At 57.1% G+C, this 13,646-nt stretch carries 13 protein-coding genes; 7 read left to right on the top strand and 6 right to left on the bottom strand.

All coding sequences use genetic code 11. The features are described from left to right. Nucleotides 1–137: 137 nt before the first annotated feature. The 4 genes from ilvD to BM347_RS10690 all read left to right on the top strand — a co-directional run bounded on the left by ilvD (nucleotide 138) and on the right by BM347_RS10690 (nucleotide 3,736). Nucleotides 138–1,904 carry a dihydroxy-acid dehydratase gene (ilvD, locus tag BM347_RS10705; RefSeq protein WP_093916453.1) on the top strand — a complete coding sequence of 589 codons (1,767 nt, stop codon included), beginning with the start codon at nucleotides 138–140 and terminating at the stop codon, nucleotides 1,902–1,904. Further along, entirely contained in the window at nucleotides 1,885–2,487 is a 603-nt protein-coding gene (locus tag BM347_RS10700; RefSeq protein WP_093916452.1) for a hypothetical protein, read from the top strand. The genes ilvD and BM347_RS10700 overlap by 20 nt, the downstream gene beginning before the upstream one ends. A gap of 93 nt (nucleotides 2,488–2,580) precedes the next feature. Continuing rightward, entirely contained in the window at nucleotides 2,581–3,354 is a 774-nt protein-coding gene (locus BM347_RS10695; RefSeq protein WP_093916451.1) for a DUF6478 family protein, read from the top strand. A gap of 10 nt (nucleotides 3,355–3,364) precedes the next feature. Then, on the top strand, nucleotides 3,365–3,736 hold the full coding sequence (locus tag BM347_RS10690) for a hypothetical protein (protein WP_093916450.1): 372 nt from the start codon (nucleotides 3,365–3,367) through the stop codon (nucleotides 3,734–3,736). 198 nt (nucleotides 3,737–3,934) lie between these two features. Here the strand turns inward: BM347_RS10690 and BM347_RS10685 are convergent, their stop codons facing one another. From BM347_RS10685 to gpmI, 3 genes are read right to left on the bottom strand one after another with little or no spacing between them, the layout of a single operon-like run. Further along, entirely contained in the window at nucleotides 3,935–5,272 is a 1,338-nt protein-coding gene (locus tag BM347_RS10685; protein WP_093916624.1) for a S41 family peptidase, read from the bottom strand. Between the two features lie 4 nt (nucleotides 5,273–5,276). Then, a complete protein-coding gene (locus BM347_RS10680) occupies nucleotides 5,277–6,407 on the bottom strand; it encodes a murein hydrolase activator EnvC family protein (RefSeq protein WP_093916449.1) in 1,131 nt (376 codons plus the stop codon). Beyond that, a complete protein-coding gene (gene gpmI / locus BM347_RS10675) occupies nucleotides 6,404–7,924 on the bottom strand; it encodes a 2,3-bisphosphoglycerate-independent phosphoglycerate mutase (RefSeq protein ID WP_093916448.1) in 1,521 nt (506 codons plus the stop codon). Before gpmI ends, BM347_RS10680 begins: the two co-directional genes overlap by 4 nt. Nucleotides 7,925–8,106: 182 nt before the next feature. Here gpmI and BM347_RS10670 point away from each other — a divergent pair, with 182 nt between their 5' ends. The 3 genes from BM347_RS10670 (at nucleotide 8,107) to polA (ending at nucleotide 11,883) form a co-directional block, all read left to right on the top strand. Next, nucleotides 8,107–8,286: a zinc-finger domain-containing protein gene (locus tag BM347_RS10670; protein WP_093916447.1), complete on the top strand. Its 180-nt coding sequence runs from the start codon at nucleotides 8,107–8,109 to the stop codon at nucleotides 8,284–8,286. Between the two features lie 23 nt (nucleotides 8,287–8,309). Further along, entirely contained in the window at nucleotides 8,310–8,957 is a 648-nt protein-coding gene (locus BM347_RS10665) for a TIGR02117 family protein (protein ID WP_245764246.1), read from the top strand. A gap of 127 nt (nucleotides 8,958–9,084) precedes the next feature. Beyond that, nucleotides 9,085–11,883, top strand: a complete 2,799-nt coding sequence (gene polA / locus BM347_RS10660; RefSeq protein WP_093916445.1) for a DNA polymerase I — start codon at nucleotides 9,085–9,087, stop codon at nucleotides 11,881–11,883. 65 nt (nucleotides 11,884–11,948) lie between these two features. On the opposite strand, the gene BM347_RS10655 is transcribed toward polA, so the two are convergent. The 3 genes from BM347_RS10655 to BM347_RS10645 form a co-directional block, all read right to left on the bottom strand. Continuing rightward, on the bottom strand, nucleotides 11,949–12,182 hold the full coding sequence (locus tag BM347_RS10655; protein ID WP_093916444.1) for a DUF2798 domain-containing protein: 234 nt from the start codon (nucleotides 12,180–12,182) through the stop codon (nucleotides 11,949–11,951). Then, a complete protein-coding gene (locus tag BM347_RS10650) occupies nucleotides 12,179–12,934 on the bottom strand; it encodes a hydroxypyruvate isomerase family protein (RefSeq protein WP_093916443.1) in 756 nt (251 codons plus the stop codon). The genes BM347_RS10655 and BM347_RS10650 overlap by 4 nt, the downstream gene beginning before the upstream one ends. Before the next feature lie 75 nt (nucleotides 12,935–13,009). Then, nucleotides 13,010–13,588, bottom strand: coding sequence for a DUF1285 domain-containing protein (locus tag BM347_RS10645; protein WP_175498545.1), 579 nt, complete (start codon nucleotides 13,586–13,588; stop codon nucleotides 13,010–13,012). Between the last annotated feature and the right edge of the window lie 58 nt (nucleotides 13,589–13,646).

Below are 13,646 nucleotides of genomic sequence, written 5' to 3'. Positions count from 1 at the left end.
GCTGGGCAGGCGTCGCGCCTGAGGGTCCAAAACAACCTAAGGCCGCGTCGCCCTGTATTCAACCGACCGCTTGAGCCTTGCAGCGAAACGGATGGATGGCTATTCCGGGGTAAATACCCAATCAGGAAGGCGTGCAGATGTCCACCAACAACCGTTTTGATAAGTCCAAATTGCCCAGCCGGCACGTAACCGAAGGGCCAGAGCGCGCGCCGCACCGGTCCTATTACTATGCAATGGGTATGACGGAAGAAGAAATTCATCAGCCGCTTGTTGGCGTCGCCACCTGCTGGAACGAGGCCGCGCCTTGTAATATTTCGCTGAACCGTCAGGCGCAGGCCGTCAAAGTCGGGGTGCGTGCCCAACAAGGGACGCCGCGGGAATTCACCACAATCACGGTCACCGATGGTATCGCCATGGGTCACGAAGGCATGCGGTCCTCGCTGGCCTCGCGCGAGGCGATTGCCGACACGGTCGAACTGACGATGCGCGGCCACTGCTATGACGCGATCGTGGGTCTTGCGGGCTGTGACAAATCCCTGCCCGGCATGATGATGGCCATGATCCGGCTGAACGTGCCGTCGGTCTTTTTGTATGGCGGGTCAATCCTGCCCGGCAAAGCACCGCAAGGCGCGGACGTGCCTGCGGACTTTGCGAGCCGCGATTTGACTGTCCAAGACATGTTCGAAGCTGTCGGTAATTTCCAAAACGGCACCATGTCAGAAGCCGCGCTTGAGATTCTTGAACGTGTCGCCTGCCCTAGCGCCGGTGCCTGCGGCGGCCAGTTCACCGCCAACACAATGGCCTGTGTTTCTGAGGCCATCGGCCTCGCGTTGATGAACTCTTCGGGCATGCCAGCCCCCTATGTTTCCCGCGATGCTTATGCCGAAGCATCCGGCGAGGCGGTGATGAACCTGATCGAAAACAACATCCGCGCCCGCGACATCTGCACCCGCGAAGCGTTTGAAAATGCGGCACGTATCGTGGCCTGCACAGGCGGATCGACCAACGCTGGCCTTCACCTGCCTGCCATGGCGCACGAAGCGGGCATTGATTTCTTCTTGGATGACGTTTGCGAAATCTTCCGCGACACGCCTTACTTTGTCGATATGAAACCCGGCGGGGCCTATGTTGCGAAAGATCTGTATGATGCAGGCGGTGTGCCGGTCGTGATGAAAGAACTGCGCAAAGCCGGTTTGATCCATACGGATTGTATCACCGCGTCAGGTCGTTCCGTCGGCGAAGAGCTGGATCGGATCGACCGCGAGGCAGACGGCAAGGTTATCCACGCGATTGCCGATCCGATCAGCAAAACTGGCGGCGTTGTCGGCCTGAAGGGTAACCTTGCCCCCGAAGGTGCCATCGTGAAGATCGCCGGTATGTCCGAGGACGACATCGTTTTCACCGGTCCCGCGCTGATCTTTGAATGCGAACAAGACGCCTTTGAAGCGGTCCAGAACCGCGCCTACAAAGAAGGCGACGTATTCGTTATCCGCAACGAAGGCCCAGCAGGCGGCCCCGGCATGCGCGAAATGCTGGCCACGACGGCTGCCCTGTCTGGCCAAGGCATGGGCAAAAAGGTCGCCTTGATCACTGACGGCCGTTTCTCGGGTGCGACACGCGGCTTTTGTGTGGGCCACGTCGGCCCCGAAGCGGCACATGGCGGCCCCATTGCGCTGCTGAAAGAGGGCGACATGATCACCCTGAACGCCGTTGAGGGGTCCATCAGCGTTGACATCAGCGACGAGGAAATGGCAAAGCGCAAGGCGGCATGGCCGGGTGCGCGCAAAACCAACTACCAAAGCGGCGCATTGTGGAAATATGCACAGCTTGTCGGCCCAACATATCTGGGTGCCGTGACCCATCCCGGTGCAAAGGCGGAAACCCATGACTACATGGACCTTTAAGGGTTCGTTAGCCGCCATTGGATTTATGACCCTGACCGCTTGCGAAGCCGGTCAGGGCCCATTCAACCTAGATTTAGCGGGCAATTCCGCCGCCCCTGTCACCCGCGCTATGATGGCCAGCGGCGCGGTTTTGGTCGCGCCGCCTGGATTTTGTATTGATCAGGCCAGCATGACACCCGATTTTATGGTGATGATGCGCTGCGATCTCTTGGGCATGCGCGATGCCGCCGGATCGGCACCACGCGGATTGATCACCATCAGTCTGGCCAGCAGTGGCACCGCAACGCTCCCTTCTGCACAGCAAATTGCCGCCGCCAGCGGGCTAACCAACCTCAGCGCCATTCAAACGGCCGAAGGCATCGTGACCTTCCGGGCGCGCGGGAAAATACCTGTTGGGGGCCTTTCCCCGACCCACTGGCGCGGTGCGGCCCGTATTGGCAGCCAGCTTGCGGGGATTGCAGTTTACGGCCCTGAAAACGGGCTGATCACTACAAGTGTCGGCCGTGATCTCGTGATCACGCTGGTTCAGCAAAGCACCAAGGCCACCCCCGAACCTGCAACAAGCGTGCCCCTCAAGAACTGACCCGTGGACCACGCGGCAATTCATTTGAACCAATCTGCGCCAAACGATAGGGTTCCGTGATATAGACGACCAAAAACAGGGCAGCAGGCAGGTATGGCCAAATTTGGCACACAATTTTTGAACGCCGCAGTATCCAAGTGGATTTCGCAAAGATGGGCGCGCAATACCCAAAAAGCGAACGACGTTCCCATGGAAACCCTGCGGCGACAGTTTCACGAGGCTTGGGCCCTCAAGACCCGTTTGGATAGCTTCATTCAAGTCGCACAAGAACGCATGGCACTGCCCATCGTTGGCTCTACCACGTTCAGAAAGCCGCATAATGCAGACTGGTCCTGGCGCCCCACATTGTGGCGTATTCCGTTGCCTGTGCCCGGTTTGTCCTCTGCCAAGACCAAGGCACCATTGGGTACCGAGCTTACGCTTTTTCATGATTGCGCATTGTCAGAGCTGGGCGTCCGCCAGTTGCGCAACCTGCACGAGGCAGATCTGGCCCCCTATGGCTTGCGTCTGGATGTGTTCCGATTTGACGGGTCGTTTCTGTCCCTTGTTTTGGACCTGCCAGAGGACTTTGCAGTCGGGTTGAAACGTACACATCTTTTGCAAATGCGCACCATCGTCGAGATGGAAAAACCGATCGAGATTTTTGCGCGCTTGAACATCCGCCATGGGCCGAACACCGAACAAATCGTGCGCGAACTACCGCTCCATCAACCCAATGTCATGGTCGAATTCGATCTGGGCTATTCTAAAATGAACGAAAAACGGGTTGAAAAGGCATGGATCGATCTGATTTTTGAAGGCCCCGAAATGAACGAGATCATTTTGCGTGACATGACATTCTCGCGTCGCCCCCGCGCCCAGCTTTAGGAGTATTTGGATGAGCACTTTGAAACTGACCAAAACTCACATGCTGGAAGGGATATGGCAGGGCAACATTACCGGTTCGGGTGAGAGCAAGCCCGACATCGCCGTGACCCACGATAACGCGGACGTCCCCGATTTCAAACTGACCAAGGCCGACGCCGCAGATCGCTGGTCTTTGACCATCCCGGTCCCCGCCAGCGCAATTGCGGACGGCATTCAGGTGATTGTGGTCACTGATAACGAGACCGGTCAGAAAATTGGTGACGTGGTTATTATTGGCGACGAAGTGACAAATATCGATCAACGGGCAGAGCTGGAATTGCTGCGTGCCGAACTTGAGATGCTCAAACGCGCGTTCAGGCGGCATTGCATCGAAACGGCGTAATGATCCCTACTTCGCAGGGTCTGCTTGAAACCGCCCTGCCGCCTTTCATAGTCCCATTTCATATAGCCGTTTAGCCGCGCGCGAGACTTCACCACCCCTCAAAATGCTGCGCAGCATTTTTTCTGTGCTGCGCAGCGAAAAGGCCGCCCCATCACAGGGCGGCCTTTCAATTTCAGTCAACGATCTAAGCTTTTTAGATCAGTCTTTAGGACCCAAGGCGGACAGCCCCTTGAGAATATCAATCGCATAGGCCAACTGATAATCCTCCTCGCGAAGCGCCGCTGCTTCTTCGGCTTTTTCACGGTCTGCCTTGATCTGTTCGATCTCGTCTTCGGTCAGGCTGTCGTTGTTCAGGCTGCCGCGCAGGTCAGCCTCGGACCGCAAGGGACGGCTGTTTGCAGCATCATCGTCCTCACCGGCAGGCTTTAGCGGCGGCTGTGCAACCACGATATCAGGGGATACGCCAACCGCCTGAATAGACCGCCCCGACGGCGTATAATACCGTGCCGTGGTCAGGCGCATCGCGCTATCGCCGCGCAGTGGCATGATGGTCTGGACCGACCCCTTGCCAAAGCTTTTGGTGCCCACGACAATCGCGCGCCGGTGATCTTGCAATGCACCGGCAACAATCTCGGAGGCCGATGCGGACCCGCCGTTGATCAACACAACGATGGGTTTGCCTTGCGCCAGATCGCCCGGTGTGGCGTTGGTGCGGTCACTATCCGCTGCATCGCGGCCGCGTGTGCTGACGATCTCGCCTTCTTCCAGGAACGCATCCGAAACCGCGATGGCCTGGTTCAGCAACCCGCCCGGATTGTTGCGCAGGTCGATGACAATACCGCTGACTTTGTCGATACCGCCCGCAGCCTCGATCTGTTCTTCAAGACCTTCCTTAAGCTTGGGATAGGTTTGTTCATTAAACGTCGTTACGCGCATCACCACAGCATCGCCGACAGAGCGGCTGCGTACCGCCGTGAGCTGGATCGTGTCGCGTACAAGGGATACATCGAACGGCTCGCTCTCGCCTTCGCGCACGACGGTGATGATGATTTCGGAACCTACGGGCCCGCGCATCAGTTCGACCGCATCATCCAGCGTCAGACCCAGCAGGCTTTCGCCATTAACATGGGTGATGAAATCCCCCGCTTCTATCCCCGCCTCTGAGGCAGGTGTCTCGTCTATTGGCGAGACGACTTTGACAAAGCCTTCTTCTTGCGTGACTTCGATGCCCAATCCGCCAAATTCACCACGGGTTTGGTCGCGCATCTTTAGCGCGTCTTTGGGGGACAGATAACTGGAATGCGGGTCAAGAGACGTGAGCATTCCGTTGATCGCCGCCTCGATCAGTTCTTCTGTATCGACTTCCTCGACATACTGGGCGCGGATGCGTTCGAAAATGTCACCGAACAAATCCAGCTGCTCATAGACATTGCCCGTTTTGGCCGCTTCTTGGGCCAGCAGGGGGCCCGCGATTTGCGTCGTTGCGATCACGCCTGCCAGCGTGCCACCAACGGCGGCCATCACAAATTTCTTCATATGCTCATCCATCCTTGTCGGTTAGGAACCATTCTGCCGGGTCCTGTGGGATATTATTCTCTCTTACTTCTATGTAGAGCGTTTCTGAACGCTCGACACCAGCCCCATCACTAATAGGTGACAAGGCATTATCAGTGCTTAACGACGGTGCCCCCATCAAACCAATCGGCGTGCCCGCGGCGATCACCTGACCCGCAGTGCCGTAAACCGTATCCAACCCCGCCAAGACAAATAGGGTATCCGCGCGCGGCTCAAGGATGATCACATTGCCAAGGTCCAAAAGTTCGCCGGTATAGCGGATTGTCGCCGCTGCCGGGGTTGTCACAATCGCGCGGGGCCGCGTGGCCAGGATCATACCGGGTCTAACCACCCCAGCTGCGTCCGCCTCGTTGGCACCGCGCAAAACAAGGCCCTGCACCGGCAAGGGAAGCTCGCCCACTTGACCCTCGATATCCAATGGGGCGGGTTCAATCCGCTCGGTCGTCATTTCCGACAGACCGCTGGCAAAACCTGACAGCGTTTCCGACGTCGAGATCAAGATTGCCGTGCGCACCGGATCTTCGGTGAACCGTTTGGGCAAATCGGTCCGGTTGGCCATGGCTTTGTTCAATTCGGTGCGGGCGCGCTGTATTTCCGTAAGCCCTTCCTGAAGCTGCTGCGCGGCATCCGTTTGCAGCACCCGCAGGGTTTGCACGTCTTTCAAATCCTGTCGCAGCTTGTCTGCACGGGCATTCAATGTAGGCGTCAGTTCGGCCAGCAACATGCCAGCACGGGCAGTACCGATCGGTCCGGCGGGATGCAAGAATACCGTGGGCGACGGGTTGCCACCGACGCTTTGCAAGACGCCCAGCAACTGCGCCACCTCACCATCGCGCGCCTCAAGCCGTTTGCTAAGCTGCGCCTCGTTTATCGCCGCTTGCCGCAGCCCCTCGCGCATCGCCCCCAATCCAACCTCAAAGGCTTGGATCGTTTGGGTCAACGCCTGAACCCGGTCGCGTGCCCCTTCTGCAGCGTCTAATTTTGCCGATGCCCGTTCAAGATCGCCCATCGCGCGGCGTGCCTGATCCGCCGCCTCGGTCTGCGCAAAGGCAGCCAAAGGCCAGATCAGCAGAAAAAGGGCGACGATCCGGATCATTCCAACAAGGACTTTCCAGTCATCTCTGCGGGCTGCTTTAGCCCCATCAGTTGCAAAACTGTCGGGGCCAGATCGGCAAGCCGCCCTTTGCGCAAATGCGCACCGTCAGGGCCACCCACAACAGCCACCGGCACAGGGTTCAATGTATGTGCCGTATGCGGGCCACCGGTTTCAGGATCAATCATCGTCTCGCAATTGCCATGGTCTGCGGTGATAATCATCGCGCCGCCCACGGCATCAAGCGCCTTTAACACACGCCCCAGCCCTTGATCGACGGCCTCGCAGGCGGTGATGGCAGCGGCCAGATCGCCGGTATGCCCAACCATGTCAGGGTTCGCGTAATTGACCACGATCAGATCATAGCCCTCGTGGATCGCCCCAACAAAACTGTCGGTCACCTGCGCCGATGACATCTCGGGTTGCAGATCATAGGTCGCGACATCCGGCGACTTGGGCATAAAGCGATCCTCACCCGCGTCCGGGGTTTCCTCGCCTCCATTCAAAAAGAACGTCACATGGGGATATTTTTCCGTCTCGGCCAGCCGGAACTGACGCAATCCATGCTGCGCCACCCAAGACCCCAGCGTGTTCACAATCTGCGGCTTGGGATACATCGTTGAGGTGTAAATACTGTGTGCGGCAGAATATTCGGCCATCCCCATCAATGCGGCCCACTCCGGCCTGATGCCTGTGTCAAAAGCCTCAAAATCAGGGGCACCGATGGCCGCCATAATCTCGCGGGCGCGGTCGGCACGGAAATTCAGGCAGAACAACCCGTCGCCATCCTTGGCACCTTCATAGCCCGCGATGACTGTTGGGTGGATGAATTCATCGTTTTCGCCGCGCTCATAAGCGGCATTCACGGCCTCAAGGGCTGTTTCCGCGCGCACCTCGCCTTGCCCCTGAACGATTGCACGATACGCTTTGGCGACACGGTCCCAGCGATTATCGCGGTCCATCGCGAAATAACGACCCGTGACTGTCGCAATTTGCACGCCACTGGGCAGATTGTCATTCAATGTCTCTAAGAACCCGAGCGCAGATTTCGGGGCTACGTCGCGGCCATCAGTCAAGGCGTGAATGACCACTGGAATGCCTTGATCGTGCAGCGCCTGTACAGCGGCGATCATATGGGAAAGATGGCCATGGACCCCGCCATCCGACACCAGCCCCATCAAATGCGCCGTGCCGCCGGTCCTTTTTAGCTTGGCGATAAATTCCAGCAAAGGCGGGTTCTTGGCAAAGCTACCCTGTTCAATCGCAAGGTCGATCTGACCCAAATCCATCGCAACAACGCGCCCGGCACCAATGTTGGTATGCCCGACCTCGGAATTGCCCATTTGCCCCTTGGGCAGGCCCACGTCAGGCCCGAATGTCGTCAATGTGGCATGTGGGCAATGTTGCATAATCCAATCAAAATTCGGCGTTTTCGCAAGCAAAGGCGCATTGCCTTCGGCCTCGGCGCGCTGCCCCCATCCATCCAAGATGCACAATACAACGGGTTTGGGGGGTGCCATGGGGTGATTGCTCCGAAAATTTAGATGTTTTGCACCTTTTAACTGTAGATTGCCCTATGGTGAACCCAATTCATTCTAGATTACAAACTTGTAGAGTTCCGCCAGCCAAAACATGACCCACCCCTTGCCCTGACGGCTGGGTTTGGTCATAACGATATCGCATCCAAGCCAAGGACGACCACATGACATTGCAAGCCCCAGAAACCCGCATCGTGAACACATGGCGCGTCGCGTGCGACGGCGGCGAAGGCGCTTTGGGCCACCCCCGCGTGTGGCTGCAAATCCCGCACGACAAAGGCTGGGTTGAATGCGGCTATTGCGACTGCAAATTCATCCATTCAGATTTTGAGGGTAAGCTCTGAGGAAACCCGCACGATGGCTGGGTGTGTTGGCACTGGTGCCCGCCCTCTATCTGATGGGTGCCATTTACGGCGCGATTATCCCCGGCAGCGCGACACCTGACACCGCTGAAAAGACGCGCAGCATTTTGCTGGTCAGCGGCCCGATCCATTACGATCTGGTGCTGCCGCTTGACGACATGACACAGAAACATTTTGCCCCGCTGGCTGCCAAAGGTATCCGGCTGGATCATCCTGCGGCGCAGTGGCTGGTGATCGGTTGGGGCGCGCAGCATTTTTATACGCAAACCCGAAACGCGACCGATCTGGGCCTGTATGCGCTATGGCGCGGGATTGTCGGCGACAGCTCTGTTTTGCGCTTTGATATCGCCGGTGCGCTGCCTGACGATCTAGATGCAAGACGCCTTACCCTCACCGACCGCGAATACGCGGCACTTTTGGACGGTGTTTGGGACAGTTTGTCGACCGATGCCGATAGCCAGCCCATCACTGCCGACGTCGATGGTTTCAATCAAACTGACGGATTTTTTGCCGCCAAGGGGCGTTTCAACATTTGGCGCACCTGCAACGTCTGGATCGGTGACAGACTGCGCGCCGCGGGTTTGCGGTTCGGCCTCTGGACGCCGATGCCCCTGTCGGTCAGCCTGTCCTTTGATCTCTACCAAGCGGAGTGAAGCACGGACGGGACGCTCCGCGGGGAGTTTATTTGGCAAAGTGAAATAGGGGTATGAGCAGAATGGCCGCTGGCAGGCACGGATGCTTCGTGGCAAAAGGGGGCAATCACCAAGGGGGAGCACTGATATGTCCGGCACATTTGGCAAGGGTCACCATCTGCATCTGATCGACGGATCGGCGTTTATTTTTCGCGCATACCACGCCTTGCCCCCGTTGACGCGCAAGTCAGACGGGTTGCCCATCGGTGCGGTTGCCGGTTTTTGCAATATGCTTCACCGCTATGTGGAAGGGAACACCGGCCCGGACGCACCGACCCATGCGGCGGTGATTTTCGACAAGGGCAGCCACACGTTTCGCAACGAGATGTATGATCTGTACAAAGCCAACCGCGAGGCCATGCCCGAGGATCTACGCCCCCAAATCCCGTTGACCCGCACCGCGACAGAGGCTTTCAACATCGCCTGCAAGGAGAAGGAAGGCTATGAGGCCGATGATATCATCGCGACCCTCGCCGTTCAGGCCCGCGCAGCCGGGGGGCGTTGTACCATTATCAGTTCTGACAAGGATCTGATGCAATTGGTCGGCGACGGCGTTGAAATGCTGGACGCCATGAAAAACAGAACCATCGACCGCGAGGGCGTCTTTGAGAAATTCGGCGTCTACCCTGAACGGGTCGTGGATGTGCAGGCGTTGGCAGGTGATTCAGTCGATAACGTGCCCGGTGCACCCGGTATTGGTATCAAAACAGCCGCATTGCTGATTAACGAATATGGCGATCTGGATGCTTTGCTCAAGCGCGCCGAAGAGATCAAACAGCCCAAGCGGCGCCAAACCTTGATTGACCACGCCGATCAGATCCGCCTGTCACGCAAGTTGGTTTTGCTGGACGAAAACACCCCACTGGACTTTACGCTGGATGATCTTGAGGTGCGCGAACCTGACGCAGACAAGCTGTTGGGCTTTTTGGCCGACATGGAGTTCCGCACCCTGTCCAAGCGTGTGGCAGAAGTGTTGGGCAAAGAAGCCCCGGTAATTGAGGAACCGAAGGTCGTTGAAAACGGGGGCGAAGTGGCGGAAATCCCCTTTGATCAAGCAGGTTATGAGCAGATCAGCGACGCCAAGACATTGCAGGCTTGGATCGACCGGATTTACGAATTCGGCTACGTGGCAGTAGATACCGAGACGACGGGCCTTGATGAAATGGTCGCCGACTTGGTGGGCATTTCGCTGTGCGTTGAGCCGGGCAAAGCCTGTTATATCCCGTTGCTGCACAAATCCCATTCAGCGGATGATTTGTTTGGCTCGGATGATCTGGCTGAGGGGCAGATACAGACCGAGGAAGCCCTGCGCATGCTAACGCCGATGCTGACCGATCCGTCGATCATCAAAATCGGCCAAAACATGAAATACGACAGCAAGATTTTTGCCCAAGTCGGCATAGCTGTCGCCCCGATTGATGACACGATGTTGATGTCCTATGCGATGCATGCGGGGCTTCATGGTCACGGGATGGATACGCTATCGGAACGCTATTTGGGTCACACGCCGATCCCGATCAAACCGCTCTTGGGGTCCGGTAAATCGGCGATCACCTTTGACAAAGTGCCGCTTGCAGATGCAGTACCCTATGCCGCCGAAGATGCCGATATCACGCTGCGTCTGTGGCAGCTGTTCAAGCCGCAATTGCACCGCGTGCAGGTCACCAAGGTCTATGAAACGCTTGAGCGCCCGCTGGTGCCGGTTCTGGCCGCGATGGAACGTTCGGGCATCAAGGTGGATCGCGATACCCTGAGCCGGATGTCCAATGCCTTTGCTCAGAAAATGGCGGGCTTGGAAGACGAGATTTACGAGATGGTCGGCCGCAAGTTTAATGTCGGGTCGCCTGCGCAGGTTGGTGAGGTGCTGTTCGAAGACATGGGCCTTGAGGGCGGCAAAAAAGGTGCGAACGGGAAATATTCGACCGGGGCGACCATATTGGAAGACCTCGCGACCGAGCATGATTTCCCAAAGCGCATTCTGGATTGGCGCCAGCTGTCCAAGCTGAAGTCGACCTATACGGACGCTTTGCAAGAGCATATCAACAAGGACACAGGCCGGGTGCACACGTCCTATTCGATTGCTGGCGCATCAACAGGGCGATTGGCGTCAACCGATCCGAACCTGCAAAACATCCCGATCCGGTCCGAAGAAGGTCGCCGCATCCGCGAGGCATTCGTCGCCGAAGAGGACAAGGTTTTAGTGGCACTGGATTACTCGCAGATTGAACTGCGCATTCTGGCCCATATCGCCAACATCCCTGCCCTGAAACAGGCGTTCAAAGACGGGCTTGATATCCATGCCATGACGGCGTCCGAGATGTTTGATGTGCCATTGGATGAAATGACGCCAGATGTGCGCCGTCAGGCCAAGGCGATCAACTTTGGTGTGATTTACGGCATTTCCGGCTTTGGTCTGGCGCGCAACCTGCGCATTCCCCGTGCCGAAGCGCAGGGTTTCATTGACCGCTATTTCGAACGCTTCCCCGGCATTCGGACCTATATGGACGACACCAAGGCATTCGCCAAAGAGCACGGGTATGTTCAGACGCTGTTTGGCCGCAAGATCAATACGCCCGAGATTGCTGCCAAAGGCCCCCGCGCCGGTTTTGCCCAGCGCGCTGCGATAAACGCCCCGATCCAAGGCACGGCGGCCGATGTTATTCGCCGCGCCATGATCCGTATGCCCGACGCGATCAAGGATATCCCCGCAACGATGTTGCTGCAGGTCCACGATGAACTTCTCTTCGAGGTGGAGAAAGGGGCCGAAGACGATTTGATCAAGGCCGCCCGCGATGTGATGGAGAACGCAGCCGATCCGGTGGTCAAGCTGGATGTAAAGCTGACCGTTGATGCGGGCATCGGTTCAAACTGGGCCGAGGCGCATTAAATTTCGCCCGGTTAGACCGAAAAACTAAAGGTAGCGCGTGAAAAACGCGGGAGCCCCTGCGACCTTTAGGCAGGAGCCCCTTTAACCAGTTTGGCCACGATACGACGCGTTATGGGGGCCACAACCAGCACGGTTGGAAACGCCACAAGCCAGCTCGTGATCCACGCTCCCATCCACAAAGAAAGCAACCCCTCCGCAAAACCCGCCGTGCGCAGGATCGCAATCCCCGAGACGATAAAGGACATAAGCCCGGACAGAATAAATCCGAAAACAATCGGTGCAAATCTTGCGGGTATCATAGCATCTTCATCCAGTTCAGGCTGTCTTCGGTCTTGGGACCGGGGTTGTACTCTCCACTGATCCAGCCATCGTAACCCGCAGCTGTCATTGCCGTAAACAGCCCCGCAAAATCGATATCACCGCTGCCGGGTGTGCTACGGTCAGGGCTGTCGCCGATCTGCGCATGCACGATATCCCCGCGATAGGTTTCAAAAATTTCGACCGCATTACCGTGGATCATCTGCGCATGATAACTATCATATTGCAGGCCCACGTTCTTCATCGAAACCTCATCAAGCACATGTTTGGCCAGTGCATAATCGTTCAAAAAATACCCCGGCATCGCCGACGGATTCAGCGGCTCGATCGTCAAGGTCAGACCCTCTGGCGCGGATTTCGCGGCCCAGATCAGATTTCGGCAAAAGGTTTCAAACGCTGCGTCCCCTTCGGCATTGCCAGCCATAACATGCACAAACCGCGCGTTCAGTGCCTCGGCATAGCGAAAGGCACGGATGATATCCCTGCGAAAGGTATCAACCTGATCAGGCACCGCAGCAAAGCCGCGCGGCTGATCGGCACGAGCGAGCGGCGGCGCGTTGATCAAGATAAGGTCCAACCCATTCGCGGCACAGGCGGCCTTGGTCTCTGTCAGCGGCTCATCATAGGGGAACAGCACTTCGACCGCTGTAAAACCCGCACGTGCGGCAGCCTTGAATCGATCGAGGTAGGGCAGTTCCTGCCACAAAAGGCTTAGATTTGCAGCTGGTTTCATGCGCTGAGGGCTCGCTTTATGTTGCATTTGCCTCTGCTAGCAAAGATCCACGCAAAAAGCCAACGCGCCGACGATCTATTGGGGTAATTCGCTTGAGGGGATCAGCCCGAAAAATTGCCCGCTCGACCAGATGCCGAACCAACCGTCGTGATGTTCGCCCAAGTCCACAAGCCGATAAAAGCTTTTGCGGTCTATCAGCGCCTCTAGGTTACGACGCACACGGACATAGGGCGATGGCTCTCCGGTCTCGGGATCACGTACAACGCGGATAGGCAAAGCCTCGCCAGCGGTCGCGATGTCATCAAGGTTTGTCTGAAAGGTAATATTCTGCTCGCGCCCTTGCCCTTCGACCTCGAAATCAATCGCAACGAATGGCGCATCTTCGACCCGAATCCCGACCTTTTCCACTGGTGTGACCAGAAAGTATTTGTCGCCCTCGCGTATCAGAATTGACGCAAAAAGCTTGACCAGCCCCCGCCGTCCGATGGGCGTGCCCTCATGAAACCATGTCCCGTCGCGCATGATCTCCATGTCGATGTACCCACAAAACGGCGGGTTCCAGCTTTCTACCGGCGGCAATCCGCGTGTTTTTGCGGCAGAAACAGACGCAGCAAGGTCTGTTGCCGTCGGGGTCACGGTTTTTTGTCCACTCATTGCTTTTGCCATTTCCAGTTCACAAGATACACTTACATGTAACCTATATAAATCGAAG

The organism is Sulfitobacter marinus (genome assembly GCF_900116285.1).
Classification (GTDB): domain Bacteria; phylum Pseudomonadota; class Alphaproteobacteria; order Rhodobacterales; family Rhodobacteraceae; genus Sulfitobacter; species Sulfitobacter marinus.
Note: the sequence above shows the minus strand (reverse complement) of the source record. Positions and strands in the feature narration are given on the sequence as shown.

What these genes read in the sequence shown, in the direction of transcription:
- BM347_RS10685 (WP_093916624.1), bottom strand. Translation starts at nt 5,272, where the DNA reads ATGAAGAAATTTGTGATGGCCGCCGTTGGTGGCACGCTGGCAGGCGTG.
- BM347_RS10650 (WP_093916443.1), bottom strand. Translation starts at nt 12,934, where the DNA reads ATGAAACCAGCTGCAAATCTAAGCCTTTTGTGGCAGGAACTGCCCTAC.
- ilvD (WP_093916453.1), top strand. Translation starts at nt 138, where the DNA reads ATGTCCACCAACAACCGTTTTGATAAGTCCAAATTGCCCAGCCGGCAC.
- BM347_RS10670 (WP_093916447.1), top strand. Translation starts at nt 8,107, where the DNA reads ATGACATTGCAAGCCCCAGAAACCCGCATCGTGAACACATGGCGCGTC.
- BM347_RS10690 (WP_093916450.1), top strand. Translation starts at nt 3,365, where the DNA reads ATGAGCACTTTGAAACTGACCAAAACTCACATGCTGGAAGGGATATGG.
- BM347_RS10700 (WP_093916452.1), top strand. Translation starts at nt 1,885, where the DNA reads ATGACTACATGGACCTTTAAGGGTTCGTTAGCCGCCATTGGATTTATG.
- BM347_RS10645 (WP_175498545.1), bottom strand. Translation starts at nt 13,588, where the DNA reads ATGAGTGGACAAAAAACCGTGACCCCGACGGCAACAGACCTTGCTGCG.
- polA (WP_093916445.1), top strand. Translation starts at nt 9,085, where the DNA reads ATGTCCGGCACATTTGGCAAGGGTCACCATCTGCATCTGATCGACGGA.
- BM347_RS10655 (WP_093916444.1), bottom strand. Translation starts at nt 12,182, where the DNA reads ATGATACCCGCAAGATTTGCACCGATTGTTTTCGGATTTATTCTGTCC.
- BM347_RS10695 (WP_093916451.1), top strand. Translation starts at nt 2,581, where the DNA reads ATGGCCAAATTTGGCACACAATTTTTGAACGCCGCAGTATCCAAGTGG.
- gpmI (WP_093916448.1), bottom strand. Translation starts at nt 7,924, where the DNA reads ATGGCACCCCCCAAACCCGTTGTATTGTGCATCTTGGATGGATGGGGG.
- BM347_RS10680 (WP_093916449.1), bottom strand. Translation starts at nt 6,407, where the DNA reads ATGATCCGGATCGTCGCCCTTTTTCTGCTGATCTGGCCTTTGGCTGCC.